This is a genomic window from Brevibacterium picturae (genome assembly GCF_030453725.1).
GTDB lineage: Bacteria > Actinomycetota > Actinomycetes > Actinomycetales > Brevibacteriaceae > Brevibacterium > Brevibacterium sandarakinum_A.
Window position 1 is genome coordinate 1 of the sequence record NZ_JAKDJU010000047.1, and the last position, 19,688, is coordinate 19,688.

Genomic DNA, 19,688 nt, shown 5'->3' on the forward strand with positions numbered 1-19,688 from the left:
CGCGGGCGTCGCGGACGCGGGCGCGCAACAGAACTGACTACCACCAGCACAAGCAGTCACCTACGAAAGGACGCATCAACATGAGCACACAACTCGAAGTCGGACAGAGCGCACCGGACTTCTCCCTGTCCGATGCCAGCGGAAAGACCTACTCGAAGTCGGACTTCGCCGGAAAGAAGGTCATCCTCTACTTCTACCCCAAGGCCGCGACGCCCGGCTGCACAACCGAGGCCTGCGACTTCCGCGACAACCTCTCGTCCCTGGCCAGCGCCGGATTCCAGGTCATCGGCGTCTCCCCCGACGATGCCGAGGCGCTGCAGGCGTTCACGGATGATCAGCAGCTGACCTTCCCGCTGCTCTCCGATCCAGGTGCGGAACTGGCACAGGCCTACGGGTCATTCGGCGAGAAGACGATCAGCGGAAACACCTTCGAGGGCACACTGCGCTCGACCTTCGTCATTGCCGAAGACGGCACGCTGGCCAGCGTCGAATACAACGTCGATGCCGAGGGCCACGTCGCCCGCCTCCGCGAGAAGCTCGGCGCCTGAGGCGTCACACCAACTCCGGCAACCCTGCGGTCAGTGGGCAACCCTTCTGACGGTTGCTCACTGACTGCAGGGTTGCTCAGTTCGAGGCAAGCCTCTCTGCGGTCACGCTGCGGATGTGCGCGAAGGGCTCGGCTCTGAATAGCTGTCTCCACGTCAGGCGCACCACGCGGTAACCGGCAGCAGCCAGCGCCGATTCGCGAAGTTTCTCCTTTTCGATCTCCCGACCGGGATCCCCAGACCCACGGCTGTACTTGCCCATCCCGTCGACTTCGACGATGACCTTCGCCTTCTCACAACAGAAGTCGACCCTGCCCAACCAGTGTCCGGCGTCATCGAAGATATTGATCTGTGGCTCGAAGCCGATGATCCCGTGCTCGAAGAATCTCACCGCGCAGATGGATTCGGCTACGGATTCTCTGCGCTCATCAGCGATCGCAAGCGCCGTGGCCACCATTCGTGCACCGGCAGCCTCGGCGCATTCCTCAACTACAGATCTGACGGAATCCAGGGTTGTCCAGCGGCCACGCAGAGCGTGATCGAGCATCGGCACCGCCAACTCGAGTGAGCAATCGCGAGCGACGTCTATGAGTGTTCTTTCCAGCGATGTCACCGGATAGATGCCGATCCGAACGAGTTGTTCCTGCGGAATTTTTCGTCGTCGCACTCGCAGGTTGGCATAGGTGCGACTGACCGCCGGTCGAACGACCTCAACTCGCTGCACGTTGAATCCACTCACCGGCAACTCGTGGATGAGCGCAGCAGAAAGATGGCTGAATGCCTCTCCTCCGCGCGGCGCTGACTGTTTGAGCTGCGCCTCCTGAAGGTGCTCAGCTCGCGCTCGGATCAGTACTTTGAGCCGTTCGACCCGATCCCGAGTGTCACCGAACCGAGCGAATTCGCCGCTGGACCCTCTCTTGATCGACTCCCACAACTGACTGTGTCTTTGATCGGTGCAGACGAATTCGGTGACATATCGCCCTCGAGCGACTCGTCGCAGACAGCAGCTCTGGGCACGTCTCACCTCGGTGCGAGAGAACCCCATGCGCAGCAGACGGGCAGTGGTGAAATTTGTGTACATAGCTACCAAACTTCACCATTGACCAACAAACAGCAACAGTTTCCAACAATCTGTGGATAACTCTGTGCATAGAGGCAGGATCGACAGCAACCTGGCAGTCGTACAGCTACCCGATGGTCAAGAGCGAATCAGGCGAGCAACCTTGAGGGCGCTGAGCAACCCGGCTAAAGGTTGCTCAGCGAGCGAATGGTTGCTCCAGAGTAGATGCGCGGCAGAGTTACCGCGGACACGGCCTCAGCGGACACGGCCTCAGCGAGCGCGCAGCAGGCGGCCCTGGGGGTCGTCGAAGTTCACGGGGGCGCCGCGGAGGATCGTCGCCTTGACCGCGCCCCGGACGGCACGGGCGTCGTAGGCGCTGATCTGGTTGCGGTGATACAGGTCGGCGGCGGCGACCGTCCACTCCTCATCTGGGGCGAAGACTGCGAAATCCGCGTCGTTGCCGAGGGCGATCGCCCCCTTGTCCTGCACCCCGGCGACTGCGGCGGGGGCCGAGGACATCCAGGCCACCACCTCGGCGAGGTCGATGTCACGCTTCGCGGCCTCGGTCCACATCAGTGAGAGGCCCAGCTGCAGGGAGGAGATGCCACCCCACGCGGCGCCGAAATCACCGGTGTCGATGAGCTTGAGTTCGGCCGTCGAGGGCGAGTGATCGGAGACGACGCAGTCGATCGTGCCGTCGACGAGCCCCTGCCACAGTGCCTCCCGATTGGATTCTTCGCGGATCGGCGGGCAGCACTTGTGCGTGGTCGCCCCGTCCGGAATCTCCTCGGCAGTGAACACGAGGTAGTGCGGGCAGGTCTCGACCGTGAGCTTCACACCCTCGGCCTTGGCCTCCGCGATCTGCGGGAGCGCATCGGCCGATGACAGATGGAGAATGTGCGCACGGGCACCGGTCTCCCGGGCGGCGTCGATGACGCGGGCGATCGCAACATTCTCCGCCTCACGGGGGCGGGAGGCGAGGAAGTCGCTGAACTTGCGGCCCGAGTTCTTCGGCGCCTGCGCCATCACCGAATGATCCTCGGCGTGGACGATGAGCAGACCGTCGTATTTCGCCAGCTCGGCCATATCGGTGCGCAGCTCCTCGGGCTCCAAGGGTGGGAACTCCTCCACACCCGAGTCCTCGAGGAAGCACTTGAAACCATAGACTCCGGCGTCGAAGAGGGGCTTGAGGTCCGCGGTGTTGCCGGGGATCGCGCCGCCCCAGAAGCCGACATCGACGAATGCCTTGGATCCCGCGACCTCGCGCTTGATGTCCAACGATTCGACGTTGACCGTGGGCGGCAGGGAGTTCAGCGGCATGTCGACGATCGTCGTCACGCCGCCGGCAGCTGCGGCTCGGGTGGCGCTGGAGAAGCCCTCCCATTCGCTGCGGCCGGGATCGTTGACGTGGACATGCGAATCGACGAGACCGGGCAGCAGCACCTGATTCTCGTCGACATCGACGACCTTCGCGTTCGCCGAGGTGGTCCCGCTCAGTGTTGCCCCCGCGGTGGCGATCTCGGCGATCGTGCCGTCGCGCACACCGACCTCGGCCGCGCCCACGCCATCGGGCAGAACTGCCCGCTGGGCTCGGATGACCAGGTCGAGGCCCTGGTCGGTGGCCTGTGCTCCGCCGCCATCGACGTTCATACATCCTCCTCATTCGCTCCGACGCGTCTCGCCGAGCATGTCATAGAAGCCCCCGAGGGGGTCGGATTCGTGTGTCCGACACCCTCGGGCCATGGTATACCAATTGTGACGTGGCCGACATCGGCCCCGGTCGGCCGGACGTCTACTTCGCTGCGGCGAGCTCGCTCATCGGGGTCAGCGCGGTGGGCGCGTCGGCCGGGGTCTGAGCGAGGACGTCGAACTCGTTGATCGCATCCAGCGAGGCACCCATCGAGATGTTCGTGATGCGCTCGAGGATGATCTCGACGACAACGGGGACCTGATGCTCGTCCATGAGCTCCTTGCCCACCCGCAGTCCCTCACCGATGAGTTCGGGATCTTCGACGCGCAGCGCCTTGCATCCCAGTCCCTGCGCAACGGCCACATGGTCGACGCCGTAGCCCGCAGCTCCGCCTGAGGAGTTGATGTTGTCGAAGGCCAGCGACACCTCGTAGTCCATGTCGAAGCCTCGCTGCGACTGCCGAATCAGACCCAGGTAGGAGTTGTTGACGACGACGTGCAGGTAGGGGATCTGATGCTGGGCACCGACGGCCAGCTCCTCGAGCATGAACTGGAAGTCGTAGTCACCGGACAGGGCGACCACGGTCTCCTCCGATTTGGCCTTCGCCACGCCCAACGCAGCCGGTCCGGTCCAGCCCAGGGGACCCGCCTGACCAGCGTTGATCCAGTGGCGGGGCTTGTAGACGTGGAGCATCTGGGCACCGGCGATCTGACTCAGGCCGATCGTCGACACATAGGTCACGTCGTCACCGAACGTGGAGTTCATCTCCTGGTAGACCCGCTGCGGCTTGATCGGCATGTCCGTGTAGTTGGTCTTGCGGTGCTCGGTGGACTTGCGCTGCGTGCATTCGCCGGCCCAGCCGGTGAAGTCGGGCAGGCTCGCGCCGCCGCGACTGCGAGCAGCGACCAGCAGCGCGTCGAGGGCGGCACCGGCGTCGGAGACGACGCCGTAGTCGGGTGAGAACACACGTCCGATCTGCGTCGGTTCGATGTCGATGTGGACGAACTTCCGTCCCTCGCGGTAGACGCCCAGGTCACCGGTGTGACGGTTGGCCCAGCGGTTGCCGATTCCGATGACCAGGTCGGATTCGAGGAACGAGGCATTGCCGTAGCGCACATGGGTCTGGATGCCGACCATGCCCGCCTGCAGCGGATGGTTGTCCGGAATCGCGCCCCAGCCCATCAGGGTCGGTGAGACCGGGATCGAGGTTGTCTCGGCGAATTCGACGAGCTGGTCCGCCGCATCGGCATTGAGGATGCCGCCGCCGGCGATGATCAGCGGGTGCGATGCGGCGGCGATGAGGTCGAGGACCTTCTCCGCCTGCGCCGAGGTGGCCGCCGGAATCGATGGCACCAACGGTTCGTAAGTGTCGATGTCGAAGTCGATTTCGGTCTGCTGGACGTCGATCGGCAGATCGATGAGGACCGGACCCGGCCGGGCCGAGCGCATCAGCTGGAAGGCCGACTGGAAGACGCCGGGAACCTGTCCGGCCTCGAGGACGGTCTTGGCCATCTTGGTCACCGGCTTCGCGATCGAGGCGATGTCCACGGCCTGGAAGTCCTCCTTGTCGAGGACTGCGACGGGAGCCTGTCCGGTGATGCACAGGATGGGCTGCGAGTCCGCGGCGGCGGCGTAGAGCCCGGTGATCATGTCGGTGCCGGCAGGCCCCGACGTGCCGAGGCAGACGCCGATGTTCCCGGCCTTCGCTCGCGTGTACCCGTCGGCCATGTGCGAGGCCCCTTCGACATGGCGGGCCAGTGTGTGGCCGATTCCGCCGTGGGCCCTCATCGCCGAGTACAGCGGGTTGATGGCCGCCCCCGGCAAGCCGAATGTTTCTGTGGCGCCTTCCTTTTCGAGGATGAGCACCACCGCGTCAACTGCGCGCATACGTGTCATTGTTCTTCCTTCGTGTCAGCGAGTCCGCATCGGAGCGGACCGAGTTCGGTGGCCCGGGAGCGGACCGAGGCGGGTGGACCGGCGACGACGTTGTCGCCGGCCCGGTTCGTGGTGGGGCGGGGCCCTCGGTGTCGCAATGCCGAGGGCCCCGCCCTGTTTGTGGGTTGGCTTCAGCTCTGGTTCTTGCCCGAGAGCTGCTCGACGACGGTGAACAGTCCCGAGTGGTCGAGTCCTCCGTTGCCCTGTTGGACGGTCGAGGCGACGAGCTGCGCGACGGCCGATCCGAGTGGGATCGAGACACCGGCCTCGCGGGCGGCGGCGGTGACGATGCCCATGTCCTTGTGGTGCAGCTCCAAGCGGAAGCCGGGGTCGAAGGAACGGTCGAGCATCTTCTGCCCCTTCTGGTCGAGCACCTTCGAACCGGCCAGTCCCCCGCCGAGGACCTGCAGCGCCGAGTCGGTCTCGACGCCGTAGGCTTCGAGGAAGACGACGGCCTCGGCCAGGAGTTCGATGTTGCCGGCGACGATGAGCTGATTCGCGGCCTTGACGGTCTGCCCCGAGCCCGCAGGTCCGACGAGGACGATGGTCTTGCCGACCGCATCGAAGACATCGCTCACGGCATCGAAGTCGCCCCTGTCGCCTCCGACCATGATCGACAGCGCGCCGTTGATCGCTCCGGCCTCGCCGCCGGAGACGGGTGCGTCGAGGGGCTTGAGTCCCTTCTGGGCGGCCTGGGCGGAGAGATTCTTTGCGACGTCGGGACGGATCGTCGAGTTGTCGATCCAGTAGGCACCGGATTTCGCGTGCGCGAGGATGCCCTCCTCGCCGGTCAGCACGTCTTCGACGTCCGGGGAGTCCGGGACCATGGTGATGATGACATCGGCACCGTCGACCGCCTCGGCGATGGTGCCTGCGGCCTGGCCGCCGGCCTTCTCGAGTTCCGCAGCTTTCGCGGGTGTCCGGTTGAAGCCGCGGACGGTGAAGCCGGCGGTGACGAGGTTCTTGGCCATCGGCAGACCCATGATTCCGAGTCCGATGAATGCGATTGTCCTGCTCATGTTCATATCCTTTGCAGATGTATGGTCGTGGGCGCTCTGCGCTCGTGCGCCGCCTGGAACGTGTTGGGGCTTCAGTTCGCGAGCCACTCGAATGCGGTGGCGCGATCCTGCTTGTACTCGAGGGCGATCTGGCCGGTGTAGCCGAGTTCGTAGGAGCGGTTGATCCAGTCCTGCAGGGGCAGCTCTCCGGTGCCGGGGGCTCCGCGGCCGGCGGCGTCAGCGATCTGGATGTGTCCGAACCTCGCCGCGTCGGCCTCGATGACCGCGGCGACATCGTCACCGTTGATCGACATGTGGAAGAAGTCGGCGAGGACGGCGATGTTGGTCACGCCCTGGGCACGAGCCTTCTCGACCACGCCCGCGGCGTCGTACGCTGTCTTGAGCGGGTAGGCCTCGGCGCCGGAGACGGGCTCGACGAGGACTGTGCCGTCGATGGCGCCGACGGCGTCCGACGCGAGCTTGAGGTTCTCGATCGCGACCTCGTCCTGCTCCTCGGGAGTTTGTCCCTCGGTGCGCAGGCCGTAGAGGGCGTTGAAGGCGCGGCAGCCGGTGCGGCGGCCGATCTCGACGACGATATCGACGTTGGCCGCGAAGTCGGCCTCTGCGCCCTTGATCGAGACCATGCCGCGGTCTCCGCCGGCCATGTTGCCGGCCCAGAAGTTCAGTCCCTTGAGCTCGACGCCGGCCTTGTCGAGCGAGGCGATGAATTCGTCGACCTCCGCCGAGGTGGGGGTCGGGTTGCCGTCGAAGGGCCACCAGAATTCGACCTGACTGAAGCCGGCATCCTTGGCCGCCTGGGCCCGGTCCATGACGGGCAGCTCGGTGAGCAGGGTGGAGCAGTTGAGGATGTAGCTGTCGGCATTGGTGAAATCGAATGTCGTCATGGGATTCTCCTTCGCGTCTCTGCGAGTCCGGGTTTCCATTGTTTTCGTATCGTGGAATTTTATTTCCGTTTGATGAAATCAAGCATAAGCAGGCTCGCGAGCCGGAGTCAACCCCCGCCGCAAAGTTCTCCGCACACTGCCCGCACCGCACGACGACGAAAGCAACCCTTCGGTCGCTGAGCACCCCGTAGCGAGGTTGCTCAGCGACCGAAGGGTTGCTGAGATTCAGAAGGTCGGCCTGCGGCGGCCCTGCTGCGGAAGTCGGCGCAGCAGAGTTCAGGGCGCCAGTATGCCCAGAGGCACAGTGTGTCTAGCCTTTGACGAGGCCTCCATCGACCCACACGCGGGTGATGTCGGCCGGTGTCCCCATGGCGAAGATCTTCGCCAGGGCGTCCTCGTCGCTGCTGGCGTGTTCGAGACCCACCGCCAGGGGCTGGCCCGCAGCGGGTGAGATATAGGCGGCGTCGAAGCGTTTGCCCACGGACAGGTCGCCCACATCGTCGCTGAGTTCGAGCGCCTCGGCGCCGGCGGCTGTGGCCAGGTGCAGCAGGTGAGCTGAGCTCAGCGGCAGGCCTCCCGAGGGGTCGAGCTGCTGCATGAAGTAGGCCTGGACGCCCTCCTTGAGCAGGGAGAACCCTGTTCCCGCGCCCACGTCGGAGCCGAGCGCGACGCGCACCCCGGCTTCGATGTGCCGACGCAGCGGGAAGAATCCGCTCGCCAGGTTCGAATTCGAGGTCGGACAGTGCGCCGAGGCGGCCCCGACCTCGGCCATTCGTGCCAGTTCACGGTCGCTGGGGTGGACATTGTGGGCCATGATCGTGCGCCGGCCCAGCAGACCGGCCCGGTCGTAGGTGTCGAGATAGTCGCGTGCTTCGGGAAACATCTCGGCCACACCGGCGATCTCGTCATGGTTCTCGTTGAGGTGAGAGGTGACCCAGATACCCGGGTTATCAGCCACCACCTGCCCACCGGCGGCCAACAGCTCCTGCCCGGCGGAGAAGGAGAAGCGCGGGGTGAGCGCATACCGGAGGTGGCCTTTGCCGTGCCAGCGGTCGATGAGGCCCTGACTCTCGGACACCGACCGCTCCACGCTCGTCAGCAGTTCTTCCGGGAGGATCCGGTCACTGGTGACCAGGCCCGACGTGATCCGCAGACCCGCCTCGGCGGCTCGGGAGAACAGCGCGTCGACGGCAGTGGCGAAATGCGAACCGAAGACCATCGCCGAGGTGGTCCCTGCCGACGTCAGTCCGGTGAGGAATTCGTCGGCCAGGGTCTGCGCATAGGCCTCGTCGCCGAGCTTGGCCTCCTCGGGCAGGGCGCAGTGGTCGAGCCATTCGAGCAGGGGTTTGCCGAGGTAGCCGATGGCGCGGATCTGCGGGTAGTGGACGTGGGTGTCGACGAGGCCGGGGATGAGCACTCCGGAGCGCAGGTCGACCACCTCGGCGTCGGGATGGGCAGCCACCGCGCTCGGATAGTCGGTGCGGGCGATGATGAGGCCGTCGTCGACGACGAGCGCGAGGTCCGCATCGGAACGCAGCTCACCTCCGGCGAAGGGGTCGGTGGGTGTGTCGAAGACTCGGGCACGGTAGATGAACATAGTGGTGGTGCTTCCTGTGAAGTGACAAACAGTGGTGTCTGGTTCGGTGTGACGCCTCGGGTCAGCCCATGCGGGTCAGCAGGTCGGCGGCGACGCTGAGAGCGATCGTCGCCGGCTGCTTTCCGGGCAGATCGGACAGACCGATGGGGCAGTCGATGGTGTCGACGGTTTCGGGGGTGTGGCCTTCGGCGATGAGGTTCTTTCTGAACCGCTGCCATTTGGCGCTCGAGCCGATGAGCCCGATGGAGCCCAGGTCGCCGCGGGTCAGCGCCGCATCGCAGAGGTGCAGATCCTCGGCGTGGTCGTGCGTCATGATGAGGACGTGCGTGCCCGCCGGCAGGACGGTCAGCACCTCCTCTCCGACGACGGCGAACTCACGATGAATCGCCGCCACCGGCGGCTCCAGACGGTCGAGCTCCTCGAGATGCTCGGGACGGGAGTCGCTGACGTGGACGTCGATGTCGTGACGGGCCAGGATCCGGGTCAGTTCGAGACCGATGTTGCCGATCCCGAAGATCGCCACCGAGGCGGGCACGGGCAGCGGCTCGAGCAGCACGTTGACCTCCCCGCCGCAGCATTGGCGCCCGTATTTGGCCGGTGCCTTGTCGTTGAGCCGCAGCGTGAGCATCTCGGGTGCGGACGACGACTCGGATGCGAGGATCTCGCGGGCGCGGGTGACGGCCGTCATCTCCAGATTGCCGCCGCCGATGGTCCCATGCAGGTCATCGGCGGTGACGATCAGCTTCGCTCCGGCCTCACGCGGGGCGTGCCCGCGGACCGCGGCGAGAGTGACGAGGACGGCCGGGACTCGAGAAGCACGAAGCTCGGCCGCTGTGTCCATCCAAGTCATGACGGGACACTGACGCCTTCCTGGTCCCCCGGAACAGCGTCTGCCTGCACTGCGCTGCCCGGGCCGACAGCATCGCCGGTAGGCTGCGAACGCACCGATTCGATGGCCCAGAACACGGCCTCTGGTGTCGCCGGTGAGGCCAGCTCGACCGACGGGCCTGCCTCACCGGCCGCCGAACCCGTGCCGAAAGCGGCCACGGCATCCCGCAGGGCCTCGCGGACGGAGAATGCGAGCATCAGCGGGGGTTCGCCCACGGCCTTGGAACCGTAGACGGCGCCCTCTTCGTGCGCCTTGTCCAGCAGCGAGACGTTGAAGACCTCCGGGGCTTCGGAGAAGCTGGGGATCTTGTACGTGCTCGCGGCCTGGGTGGCCAAGCGACCTCGGCTGGGCTTGTCGGAGGCATCCCAGCGCAGGTCCTCAAGGGTGAGCCATCCGGCACCCTGGACGAATCCGCCTTCGATCTGCCCGAGGTCGATCAGCGGTGACAGCGAATCGCCGACGTCGTGGACGATGTCGACGCGACGCAGTGTGTAGGAGCCGTCGAAGCGGTTGACCTCGACCTCGCTCACGGCGGCGCCGTAGGCGAAGTACTTGAAGGGCTCCCCGGTCATGATCGACAGGTCCCAGTGCAGTCCCTCGGTCCGGTAGAACCCCGATGCCGAGAGCTGGATCCGCTGGAAGTAGGCGGCGTTGATGAGCTCCTCCCAGGTCACCGTCTTCTTCGATGACAACGCACTGACGATGCCGCGGCTGACGGTGACTTCGTGGGCGGGCGCTCCGAGGATTCCCGCGGCCACCTGCGTCAGGCGGCCCAGGATCTGCTCGCAGGCGTCCTTGACCGCACCGCCGTTGAGATCGGTGCCGGAGCTCGCCGCCGTCGCCGAGGTGTTGGGGACCTTGTCCGTTCTCGTGGGCGCGAGGCGGACCGTGGACAGGGGCACCCCGAGGGTGGTGGCCGCGACCTGCAGCATCTTCATGTGCAGGCCCTGCCCCATTTCGGTGCCGCCGTGGGTGACGAGGACGGAGCCGTCCTTGTACACGAGCACGAGGGCACCGCCCTGGTTGAAGGCCGTGAGGTTGAACGAGATCCCGAACTTCACCGGGGTCAGTGCGAGGCCGCGTTTGACGTGTGGGCTCCGGGCGTTGAACTGCGCGATCTCTGCCTCCCGAGCCTCCACCTCGGCACTGGTCACGACCTGGTCCCAGGCGGCCTCCATCCTCTCGGGGTGGCGCACGGGCTGGTAGTACGGGGTATCCTGGCCGGCTTGGTAGAAGTTGCGGCGGCGCAGTTCACGGGCGCTCAGTCCCAACCTCGGGGCGACTCGGCCGAGGATGTCCTCCATCACCAGCATGCCCTGGGGGCCGCCGAATCCGCGGAAGGCGGTCTGCGAGGTCTTGTTGCACTTCGCAATCCGCCCGGCGACGCGGATGTTGGGCACCCAGTAGGTGTTGTCGATATGGCACATGGCGCGGGTGAGCACGGGCTCGGACAGGTCGAGACTCCACCCGCCGTCGGCGGTCAGCGTCGCGTCGAGGGCCAGTATCTTGCCCTCGGCGGTGAAGCCGATCTTCCAGGACGAGTGGAAGCCGTGGCGCTTGCCGGTCATCGTGATGTCGAGCGTGCGGTTGAGCCGCAACCGCACGGGGCGACCGGTGAGCTTGGCGCCGAGGGCCGCGAGCGCGGCGTAGCCGTGGGGCTGCATCTCCTTGCCGCCGAAGCCGCCGCCCATGCGCAGGCATTGGACGGTCACCTCGTGGGCGGGGACCCCGAGGACGTGGGAGACGATGTCCTGCGTCTCGGTGGGATGCTGCGTCGAGCACTGGACGAAGATCTGCCCGCTCTCATCGACATGGGCCAGGGAGGCCTGGGTCTCGAGGTAGAAGTGCTCCTGGCCGGCGAGCTCGAATTCGCCTTCGAACACATGCGCGGCATCGGCGAAGGCTCCGGTGGCGTCGCCCTTGTCGATGACGGGCTGGACGCCGTGGAAGCTGTTGGCCTCGATCGCCTCGGTGACGGTGACGAGTGAGGGCAGCGGCTCGTAGTCGACGCTCACGGCTGCCGCTCCGGCCTTCGCGGCTTCTAGATCGTTGCCGAGGACCCAGGCGACGGGCTGACCGTAGAACATCACCTCGTCGACGGGCAGCATCGGCTCGTCGTGTTTGACGCCCTGATCATTGACGCCGGGGATGTCGGCGGCGGTGATCACGCGCACGACCCCTGGCACCTGGTAGGCGCCGTCGATGTCGACGCTCTTCAGCTTCGCATGCGCCTGAGTCGACTGCACGGGATGGGCATGAAGGACCCCCGCGAGACGTCCCACGAGGTCATCGGTGTAGAGGGCCGCTCCGGTGACGTGACCGAAGGCGCTTTCGTGGTGGTGGGACTCACCGACGATGGGGTGGGTGGGGCGCTGTGAGAGCTGGCTCATCGTCCTGCCTCCTGTTCGGCATAGAAGCGTTCCAACGAGGACCGCAGCATCGCGGTCCGGTATTTCGCACTCGCTCGGTGATCATCCATCGGGGTGCCTTCGGCGGCCAACGTCTCGGCCGCACCGTGCACGGTCTCAAGAGTCCAGGGTGACCCTTCCAGCAGAGCCTCGGTGGCTGTGGCGCGCAAGGGGGTGGCAGCCACGCCGCCGAGTCCCAGCCGAGCTTTGGTCACGACCTGGTCCTCGACGTTCACGGCGTAGCCGATGGCGACGGAGGAGATGTCGTCGAAGCGGCGCTTCGCGATCTTCTGGAACGAGGTCATCGGCGACAGCGGCAGCGGGATGCGAACTGCGGTGATGAGTTCGTCCGCGCTGCGCACGGTCTGCCGGTAGCCGGTGAAGTACTCGGCCAGATCCACGACCCGTGACCCCCTCGCCGAGGTGAGCACGAGCTGTGCGTCCAGGGCCAGGAGTGCCGGCGGGGTGTCACCGATGGGTGATCCCGTGCCGAGGTTTCCGCCGATGGTGGCGGCGTTGCGGATGAGGCGGGAGGCGAACTGCGGGATCAGTTTGCCCAGCAGCGGGATCGAGCCGGCGAGTTCGCGTTCGAGTTCACTCAGGGTCTGGGCAGCACCGAGTTCGATGTACTCGTCGGTGCGAGCGATGGTGCGCAGTTCGGGCAGGCGGTCGATGGCGAGCATCGATTTGGCGCGTGCGCCCTTGATGTTGACCTCGACGCCCCAGTCGGTGGCGCCGGCGACGACGAGGACCTCGGGTTCGCCCGCCAGGATGTCGAGCGCCTCGGCGAGGGTGGAAGGACGGCGGAAGCGTCCGGTCTCGCCGGTGGCCGTATCGGCTCGGTGGATGTCCGTGCTCGCCGAGGCGGGTGCCGGTCGGTCTCGGCGCTCGGCGACCCAGTCGCCGGGTTCGGGCTGGCCGAGGGCGTAGGCGGCGTCGCGGATGGGACGGTAGCCGGTGCAGCGGCAGAGGTTGCCGGACAGGGAGTGGATGTCGAAGCCGTTGGGACCGCAGTGATGGTCGGCGGCGTCGGCGGCACGTTCGGGCCGGTAGTATTCGGCGGCCATGGAGCAGATGAAGCCGGGGGTGCAGTATCCGCATTGGGATCCGCCGCGCACGGCCATCTCTTCCTGGACCGGGTGCACGGACTCTGCGTCGGCGAGGCCTTCGGCCGTGATGACCTCCTGGCCATCGAGTGCGGCGGCCGGCAGCAGGCACGAGTTGATCGAGGTCCAGCGGGTTGACCCATCGGCGTCGGGGCGGGCGACCATGATCGCGCAGGCCCCGCATTCGCCTTCGGCGCAGCCTTCCTTTGCTGCGGTGAGGCCGACTCCGCGGAGAAAGTCCAGGGCATTGGTATGTGGGGGGCCGTCGAATTCGTGAGCTGTCGAGTTCACCGAAATCTGGGCGGTGGAACGTTGTGTTGCCGGGGCAGACATCGCACTTACCTCCTGCGCCTCGTCTCTGCGGCGCACAGTGCATGGTTGGAACAATTGCTTCGTTCTTCGAAACTTCTGGTTATCCATGCGAACAGCAGCGAAGAACGTGGTGTCGAGGTGACGGGGTGGCCCAGTTGGCTGGGTGGCCCGTCAGTGCAGCGACTGACGGGCTCTCAATCGCCGTGTGCGATCTGGCCCTTTCCCCAAGCAAGATGTCCAATCATTTCACTCATCCACCCAACATAGCCGATATCGGTCCGCGAACGAAGTACAGCACGAATCCTGCCGACACGACCCAGAGGAGCCAGTGCACGTCCCGGCCGCGCTTGCTCATCGCGTGGATGAGGGCCCAGGAGATGAATCCGACGCCGATTCCGTTGGCGATCGAGTAGGTCAGCGGCATCGTGACCATGGTCAGGAACACCGGCAGCGAGGTGCGGAAGTCGCTCATGTCGATCTCGCGGATCTGCGTGACCATCATGGCGCCGACGACGACGAGTGCGGCGGCTCCGGCCTCCATCGGAATGACTCCGATGAGCGGTGCGAAGAACATCGAGACCAGGAACAGTCCGCCGGTGATGCAGGCGGCGAGTCCGGTGCGTGCGCCTTCGGCGATGCCGGCCGCTGCGTCGACGAACACGGTGTTCGACGAGGCGGAGGCTCCACCACCGGCGACGGCGCCGAGACCCTCGACGACGAATGCGCCGCGGATGCGGGGGAACATTCCGTCAGAGGTCTGCAGTCCGGCGCTGCGGGCCAGTCCGGTCATCGTGCCCATGGCGTCGAAGAAGTTCGTGAACACCAGGGTGAAGACCAGCATCGTGGCGGCGAGCACGCCGATGCGCTCAAAGGATCCGATGAGGTCGAAGGCTCCGATGAGGGAGAAGTCCGGCAGAGCGAGGATCTGGCCGGGGATCTCGGGGGCGGAGAGGTTCCAGCCCACGGGGTCCGGGTTGACCGGGTCACCCACGGTGCCCAGTTTCGCGAAGGCCTGGATGACCATCGCGACGATCGTGGCCACGATCATGCCGATGAGGATTCCGCCCGGCACCTTGCGTGCGACGAGGATGCCGATGAGGATCAGGGCGAACAGGAACACCGCCGTCGGCAGGGACGCGATCGACCCGTTCTGGCCCAGCTGAACCGGTGGGCCTTCCGGGGTGCGGGTGACGAACCCGGAGTTGACGAAGCCGATGAACGCGATGAACAGGCCGATGCCGACCGTGATCGCGACCTTGAGGGCATGCGGCACGGCGTTGAAGATCGCTGTGCGGATGCCGGTGGCTCCGAGCACGACGATGATGATGCCGTTGATGACCACGAGCCCCATGGCCTCGGCCCAGGTGACCTCCTGGACCACCGAGACGGCCAGGAAGCTGTTCATGCCCAGTCCCGCGGCGAGAGCGAACGGGAGCTTCGCGACGACTCCGAACAGGATCGTGATGACGCCGGCGATGAGGCCGGTGACCGCGGTCAGTTGGGCGAAGTCGAGCGACCCGCCCGCGACGTCCTCGGATCCGCCCAGGATGAGCGGGTTGAGGACGACGATGTAGGCCATCGCGACGAAGGCGACGATGCCTCCGCGGATTTCCTGTCTGATCGAGGAGCCACGCGATGTGATTTCGAAGAATCGGTCGAGTAAGCCCGGACTTCCGGTGCTTTCGGGGACGGTTGTCGTATCCCGCCCTTGGTCGTTGTCAGCCATTTTCATGGACCACCTCTAGTTGTTCGATTTGATCAGCCGTCGGCATCATCGTCGACGGCCATGCGCCTTGAACATGCGCAGAGAAGCGGAAGCCACTTCCATAATAGAAATTTCCTTTCACATCATGGAAAAACACTTCCGTTCCGACTGACCAGTTAAGTCTGTTTTGCATAATGTGTCAACGATCACAGCTTGATCACACTGATTGACAACGGCCAGCTCGCCCCTCTCGGCCACACGCCATCATCGCAAATGCCGAGCCGACGCCCACCATCGGGGGCAGAGAGGGCCTCGCGGCGGCGGGGAGGGCCTCGCGGCGGCAGACAAGGCGGAACGTCAAGCCAGAGGCCGGCGATGGTGAAATGGCAAAGGCCCCGAACATCCTGTTTGACCAGGGCGTTCGGGGCCTTGCACAGCGGCGGTGGCGGTGGGATTTGAACCCACGGTAGGGGGATGCCCTACACGACATTTCGAGTGTCGCACCTTCGGCCGCTCGGACACGCCACCGCGGACAACATTACAGTTATGCCCGGGTGGCGTCCAAATCGAGAGGCAGTGACCTGAGCCACTGTTCTGATGTCACCTCGCAGCCTCGCTCAACCAGCGGGACTCCCCCGCTTCGCGGCAAAGAAATCCCTGAGCAGCGCACTGCACCTACTCGCTGCGACCCCGGAGTAGACCTCTGGGTGATGCAGGGCCGCACGGTCTCGCAGCAGATCCCAGACAGACCCTGCAGCACCCGCCTTCTCGTCGAATGCACCGTAGACGACCCGAGCAATCCGCGATCCGACCACCGCGCCTGCGCACATCGCACAGGGCTCAAGGGTGGCCACAAGGGTGGCGCCGTCGAGGCGCCAGCGCCCGGTCGCCTCGGCGGCATTGCGCAGCGCCATGAGCTCGGCATGCCCGAGCGGATCCTGATCGACCTCGCGTCGATTGTGACCGCGCCCGATCACCGAACCGTCGCTGTCGAGGACCACGGCCCCGACGGGAACGTCGTCATGCTCGCCTGCCAGGGCCGCCTCGGCGAGGGCGAGTTCCATCCAGTCCTGGAAGTGCGTGTGAGCGCCGAAGCCGAGTTCCGCACTCTCCTCCGGTGAGCTCAGCGGGCGGCCTCGAGCTGGTCGGCGAACCCGACGGTCTCGCCGACGTGGGCGACGACGCGGGCAGGATCGGAGCGGTACTTCTCCACCTGCTCGATGAGATCAGCGGCGAGGACCCCACGGTCGGCATAGATCTCGGCATCGCCTGCCCATTCGGCGTCGGCGTCGAACTCGAGCATTGCGACGTCCTCATCGTCGTCGTCATCGTCATCTGCAGTCTCGTCTTCTTCGAGGCCGAACTCCTCTTCCGGCTCCGCCTCATAGGCGTCGGGCTGCGCATCGAGGAAATCGGCGAAGATCTCTGCGAAGGGGCTGAGCTCGACGGCACGAAGGTCGGACAGGAAGACCTTGACCTCGTTGTTGTCGCAGACTCGCACGAGCCCGAACCATTCGTCCTCGTGTTCGATGACCGCGACCGATTCGCCGTCTTCCGCCCCGGCGGCTTGCATCATGTCGACGAGGCTGTCGAGGTCGGAGGCATCCCGAACATCGACATCGAGCGCACGAAAACCATCGCTTGATTCGGCAAGGATCTCAGTGAAGTAGGACATGCCTCCATTGTGACGGCTTCGGTGTCCTTTCACCACAGCCCGACGCGCGAAGATGAAAAGTTCCGTACCATTTCTCTTATGCGCCTTCATGTAGCCGATCATCCGCTCATCGCCCACAAACTCAGCGTCCTGCGTGACCGGAGCACCGATTCCGCTCGGTTCCGTCAGCTCACCGAAGAGCTCGTGATGCTTCTCGCCTACGAGGCTACGCGGTCGGTGGCCGTCGAGGACAAGGAGATCACGACCCCCGTCACGACGTTCACCGGCACGCGCCTGGCCGAGCCCCGACCTGTCGTCGTCCCGATTCTGCGCGCGGGCCTGGGCATGCTCGACGGCATGCTGCGCATCCTCCCCACCGCCGAGGTCGGCTTCCTGGGGATGGTCCGCGATGAGGAGACCTTCGAGCCCAGCGCCTACGCAGATCGTCTGCCCGATGACCTCAGCGGGCGGCAGATCTTCGTCGTCGATCCCATGCTGGCGACGGGTGGAACCTTGGCCATGGCCATCGACTTCCTCCTCGCCCGAGGCGCCAGGGACGTCACCGCGGTCTGCCTCGTCAGCGCCCCGGAGGGTGTCGAACGGATCGAGAAGGATTACGCGGAGTCCGCGAACGTCGAGATCTACACGGCCGCGCTCGACGAGAGGCTCAATGAGAAGGGCTACATCGTCCCGGGCCTCGGTGACGCCGGTGACCGGATGTACGGAATCGTCGACTGAGCTGAGCCGGAGATCGTGACGAGTCGTCATATTTCGTCATACTTGTCTCATTTTCGGGCTTTCCTTTGCAACTCGCGAGTTTTGTGACAAATAATGAAGCTATGACTTCTACGACGCACCAGACGCGAATGTGCCCCGCAGGCATGTGTATGCCCTGCGTTCGTTGTCGGTGACCGTCCCTCCGCTGTCCGGCCTCGAACGAGTACACGCACCCTCCGCAGCGGACTCATTCAGTCACAACGGCCCAACAGGTCGAAGCAAAGGACAGCCATGTCGAATCCAGAACCAGCGTACGCACATCCACGCAGCGCAGCTGCCGTCCGTCGTGCAGGAGCCAGGTTGAGTGCAGTAGACCCGCAGAACCCGCCCCACACCTTCGGCCCCGCCGGCGTCGTGCCCTCGCCGAAGGCAGCGCGCGGAATCATCGTCTACATCGGCCTCGACGAGTCCAAAGCGGCCGCGGATGGGACCAATCTGTCCGCAATCGCCGGTGAGCTGCAGGCCTACGCACAGGAATTGGCCTCCCAGGCAGAGACCCAAGCGGTCATCGCTCTGGCACCGGAAGGTCGCGGCAACGACATCGATGCCGTGCGCGCTGTCGCCAACGGCTCCCCCGCCGCCACGGGCACCCCGGCAGGAACACACGGCCCGGTCCGCTCGCGCATCCCCAGCCGCATCCACCCGCCGGCTCTGCGCCGTGAGGCCGAGCAGGGCATCGGCGAAGCCGCGCCCACGGGCGGCTTCGGATCCCGTTTCGATGGGAATTTCCAGAACAGAACCGCCGAGCGTCTGCGCATCGACATCCCTCGCCGCGAGGTTCGCATCGACGGCGATCTCATCGATGTCACGACCAAGGAGTTCGATCTTCTCGCGACTCTCGTTTCGCATGCCGATTCGACCCTGCCTCGAGAAGATCTCATCACTGCCGTCTGGTCGGGCGGCGAAGTTCCTGATGAGAGGACTGTTGACGTGCATATCCGGCGCCTGCGCAGGCGTTTGGGAGAGTACTCTTCGGTGATTCGCACGATGAGGGGCTCCGGGTATCGCTATGACACTCATCCCGATGTCACGGTGTGGTCAGCGACTGCTCACCGGTGACCGATTCTCACTGGCGGCCGATCCCCCTGGACGCGTGTAAGGCACATCGCATGACGCACCCAGCTTGAAGACAGATTCAGCGGTTAAGATTCTTAATCGATGAACCTGGAATCTCCTCAACCCAGAAAGACGCATAACCCTACCAAGGGGATCACTGCGCTGATCTTCGGCTTGGCCTATGCGGCGTTTCTCCTACTCCACAACTTGTTGCCCGCCAGGATGGGAATTGCTCTGCTCATCGAGAGCGTCCTGCCCTGGACGGGGGTCTTCCTGGCCCTTGTGCTGCTCATGTTCCTCGTCCGCTTCTCCCTCCTGTCGGCGATCGGCATTCTGGTACCGACAGTGGTCTGGGCCTCGATGTTCGGCTCCGCGCTGATTCCAACGGACGACCAGGGCACACCGGACCTCACCGTCGCCACACACAATGTGGGTGCCAGGCTGCCCGAGCCCACAGCGGCGGCGAAGAGCCTCGTGTCCGCCGACCCGGACATCGTCACGATCCAGGAGCTGGAATCTCTGTCGGGCAGGATCATCCACAAGGAACTCGATTCCTCGTTCGAGAATTCGCGGGTCGTCGACACCATCGGCGTGTGGTCGAAATGGCCGATGTCCGCGCCCGAAGAGATCAGTTTGGGGCTGCAGTGGCCGCGTGCCTTCGCCACCACCATTTCGACAGACCACGGCGACGTCAGGTTCTACTCCGTGCACATGCCCTCGGTGCGCCCCGGCCACGAGGCCATGCGCAATGCGGCGATCCGCAGGTTGGCCACAGAGGTCGAGACCGATGAGGCCGAGCACGTCATCGTCGCCGGTGATTTCAACACCGCGACGACGGACACCAACTTCTCGACCCTGTCACCTCCCCTGGAGGATTCGCGAGTCGAAGCAGGCGGCGGGTTCGGGTTCACCTGGCCGGCTCGTTTCCCGGTGACCCGCCTCGACCACGTCCTCTATCGCGGGTTCGAGGCCACCTCCGACGAGGTTCTCGGCCGCGGATCGAGTGACCACCGCGCCGTCGTCGCCGGCCTGAACCTGAAATAGTCGTCGG

16 protein-coding genes and 1 tRNA gene are annotated in these 19,688 nt (G+C 65.2%); 4 read left to right on the top strand and 13 right to left on the bottom strand.

The features are described 5' to 3' along the window. Positions 1-80 precede the first annotated feature (80 nt). Positions 81-548 (top strand): thioredoxin-dependent thiol peroxidase, encoded by a 468-nt coding sequence (gene bcp, locus L0G76_RS06905; protein WP_304356561.1) that lies wholly within the window; start codon positions 81-83, stop codon positions 546-548. 76 nt (positions 549-624) lie between these two features. Here bcp and L0G76_RS06910 read toward each other — a convergent pair whose 3' ends face one another. The 13 genes from L0G76_RS06910 to L0G76_RS06970 all read right to left on the bottom strand — a co-directional run bounded on the left by L0G76_RS06910 (position 625) and on the right by L0G76_RS06970 (position 16,825). After that, the gene (locus L0G76_RS06910) at positions 625-1,092 is read right to left on the bottom strand and encodes a DUF559 domain-containing protein (RefSeq protein WP_304356562.1); all 468 of its coding nucleotides are present in this window, start codon (positions 1,090-1,092) and stop codon (positions 625-627) included. Positions 1,093-1,875: 783 nt separating this feature from the next. Continuing rightward, entirely contained in the window at positions 1,876-3,255 is a 1,380-nt protein-coding gene (gene allB / locus L0G76_RS06915; protein WP_304356563.1) for an allantoinase AllB, read from the bottom strand. 142 nt (positions 3,256-3,397) lie between these two features. Next, on the bottom strand, positions 3,398-5,191 hold the full coding sequence (gene gcl, locus L0G76_RS06920) for a glyoxylate carboligase (RefSeq protein ID WP_304356564.1): 1,794 nt from the start codon (positions 5,189-5,191) through the stop codon (positions 3,398-3,400). Between the two features lie 170 nt (positions 5,192-5,361). Continuing rightward, positions 5,362-6,249 carry a 2-hydroxy-3-oxopropionate reductase gene (locus L0G76_RS06925; protein ID WP_092103524.1) on the bottom strand — a complete coding sequence of 296 codons (888 nt, stop codon included), beginning with the start codon at positions 6,247-6,249 and terminating at the stop codon, positions 5,362-5,364. A 71-nt stretch (positions 6,250-6,320) separates the two neighbouring features. Continuing rightward, complete coding sequence (locus L0G76_RS06930) at positions 6,321-7,133, bottom strand: hydroxypyruvate isomerase family protein (protein ID WP_304356565.1); 813 nt, start codon at positions 7,131-7,133, stop codon at positions 6,321-6,323. Positions 7,134-7,443: 310 nt separating this feature from the next. After that, positions 7,444-8,730 carry a guanine deaminase gene (gene guaD / locus L0G76_RS06935; RefSeq protein ID WP_304356566.1) on the bottom strand — a complete coding sequence of 429 codons (1,287 nt, stop codon included), beginning with the start codon at positions 8,728-8,730 and terminating at the stop codon, positions 7,444-7,446. A gap of 61 nt (positions 8,731-8,791) precedes the next feature. Continuing rightward, a complete protein-coding gene (gene xdhC / locus L0G76_RS06940; RefSeq protein WP_172802550.1) occupies positions 8,792-9,580 on the bottom strand; it encodes a xanthine dehydrogenase accessory protein XdhC in 789 nt (262 codons plus the stop codon). Beyond that, the gene (xdhB, locus tag L0G76_RS06945; RefSeq protein ID WP_304356567.1) at positions 9,577-12,009 is read right to left on the bottom strand and encodes a xanthine dehydrogenase molybdopterin binding subunit; all 2,433 of its coding nucleotides are present in this window, start codon (positions 12,007-12,009) and stop codon (positions 9,577-9,579) included. Before xdhB ends, xdhC begins: the two co-directional genes overlap by 4 nt. Next, complete coding sequence (locus L0G76_RS06950; protein WP_304356568.1) at positions 12,006-13,466, bottom strand: xanthine dehydrogenase small subunit; 1,461 nt, start codon at positions 13,464-13,466, stop codon at positions 12,006-12,008. The genes xdhB and L0G76_RS06950 overlap by 4 nt, the downstream gene beginning before the upstream one ends. A 229-nt stretch (positions 13,467-13,695) precedes the next feature. Beyond that, entirely contained in the window at positions 13,696-15,171 is a 1,476-nt protein-coding gene (locus L0G76_RS06955; protein WP_304356569.1) for an NCS2 family permease, read from the bottom strand. 419 nt (positions 15,172-15,590) lie between these two features. Beyond that, a tRNA-Ser gene (locus L0G76_RS06960) sits at positions 15,591-15,678 on the bottom strand. A gap of 89 nt (positions 15,679-15,767) precedes the next feature. Next, a complete protein-coding gene (locus tag L0G76_RS06965) occupies positions 15,768-16,214 on the bottom strand; it encodes a nucleoside deaminase (protein WP_304356570.1) in 447 nt (148 codons plus the stop codon). Between the two features lie 59 nt (positions 16,215-16,273). Continuing rightward, complete coding sequence (locus L0G76_RS06970; RefSeq protein WP_092103540.1) at positions 16,274-16,825, bottom strand: tRNA adenosine deaminase-associated protein; 552 nt, start codon at positions 16,823-16,825, stop codon at positions 16,274-16,276. Between the two features lie 78 nt (positions 16,826-16,903). Here L0G76_RS06970 and upp point away from each other — a divergent pair, with 78 nt between their 5' ends. The 3 genes from upp (at position 16,904) to L0G76_RS06985 (ending at position 19,681) form a co-directional block, all read left to right on the top strand. After that, positions 16,904-17,542 carry a uracil phosphoribosyltransferase gene (upp, locus tag L0G76_RS06975; protein WP_304356571.1) on the top strand — a complete coding sequence of 213 codons (639 nt, stop codon included), beginning with the start codon at positions 16,904-16,906 and terminating at the stop codon, positions 17,540-17,542. A 270-nt stretch (positions 17,543-17,812) separates the two neighbouring features. Continuing rightward, a complete protein-coding gene (locus tag L0G76_RS06980) occupies positions 17,813-18,640 on the top strand; it encodes a winged helix-turn-helix transcriptional regulator (RefSeq protein WP_487246994.1) in 828 nt (275 codons plus the stop codon). A 99-nt stretch (positions 18,641-18,739) separates the two neighbouring features. Next, entirely contained in the window at positions 18,740-19,681 is a 942-nt protein-coding gene (locus L0G76_RS06985) for an endonuclease/exonuclease/phosphatase family protein (protein WP_304356573.1), read from the top strand. Positions 19,682-19,688 lie beyond the last annotated feature (7 nt).

Bases quoted from the DNA above. Each gene is read 5' to 3' on its own strand.
- bcp (WP_304356561.1), top strand. From the start codon at position 81: ATGAGCACACAACTCGAAGTCGGACAGAGCGCACCGGACTTCTCCCTG.
- L0G76_RS06910 (WP_304356562.1), bottom strand. From the start codon at position 1,092: ATGCTCGATCACGCTCTGCGTGGCCGCTGGACAACCCTGGATTCCGTC.
- allB (WP_304356563.1), bottom strand. From the start codon at position 3,255: ATGAACGTCGATGGCGGCGGAGCACAGGCCACCGACCAGGGCCTCGAC.
- gcl (WP_304356564.1), bottom strand. From the start codon at position 5,191: ATGACACGTATGCGCGCAGTTGACGCGGTGGTGCTCATCCTCGAAAAG.
- L0G76_RS06925 (WP_092103524.1), bottom strand. From the start codon at position 6,249: ATGAGCAGGACAATCGCATTCATCGGACTCGGAATCATGGGTCTGCCG.
- L0G76_RS06930 (WP_304356565.1), bottom strand. From the start codon at position 7,133: ATGACGACATTCGATTTCACCAATGCCGACAGCTACATCCTCAACTGC.
- guaD (WP_304356566.1), bottom strand. From the start codon at position 8,730: ATGTTCATCTACCGTGCCCGAGTCTTCGACACACCCACCGACCCCTTC.
- xdhC (WP_172802550.1), bottom strand. From the start codon at position 9,580: ATGACTTGGATGGACACAGCGGCCGAGCTTCGTGCTTCTCGAGTCCCG.
- xdhB (WP_304356567.1), bottom strand. From the start codon at position 12,009: ATGAGCCAGCTCTCACAGCGCCCCACCCACCCCATCGTCGGTGAGTCC.
- L0G76_RS06950 (WP_304356568.1), bottom strand. From the start codon at position 13,466: ATGTCTGCCCCGGCAACACAACGTTCCACCGCCCAGATTTCGGTGAAC.
- L0G76_RS06955 (WP_304356569.1), bottom strand. From the start codon at position 15,171: ATGGCTGACAACGACCAAGGGCGGGATACGACAACCGTCCCCGAAAGC.
- L0G76_RS06965 (WP_304356570.1), bottom strand. From the start codon at position 16,214: ATGGAACTCGCCCTCGCCGAGGCGGCCCTGGCAGGCGAGCATGACGAC.
- L0G76_RS06970 (WP_092103540.1), bottom strand. From the start codon at position 16,825: ATGTCCTACTTCACTGAGATCCTTGCCGAATCAAGCGATGGTTTTCGT.
- upp (WP_304356571.1), top strand. From the start codon at position 16,904: ATGCGCCTTCATGTAGCCGATCATCCGCTCATCGCCCACAAACTCAGC.
- L0G76_RS06980 (WP_487246994.1), top strand. From the start codon at position 17,813: ATGTCGAATCCAGAACCAGCGTACGCACATCCACGCAGCGCAGCTGCC.
- L0G76_RS06985 (WP_304356573.1), top strand. From the start codon at position 18,740: ATGAACCTGGAATCTCCTCAACCCAGAAAGACGCATAACCCTACCAAG.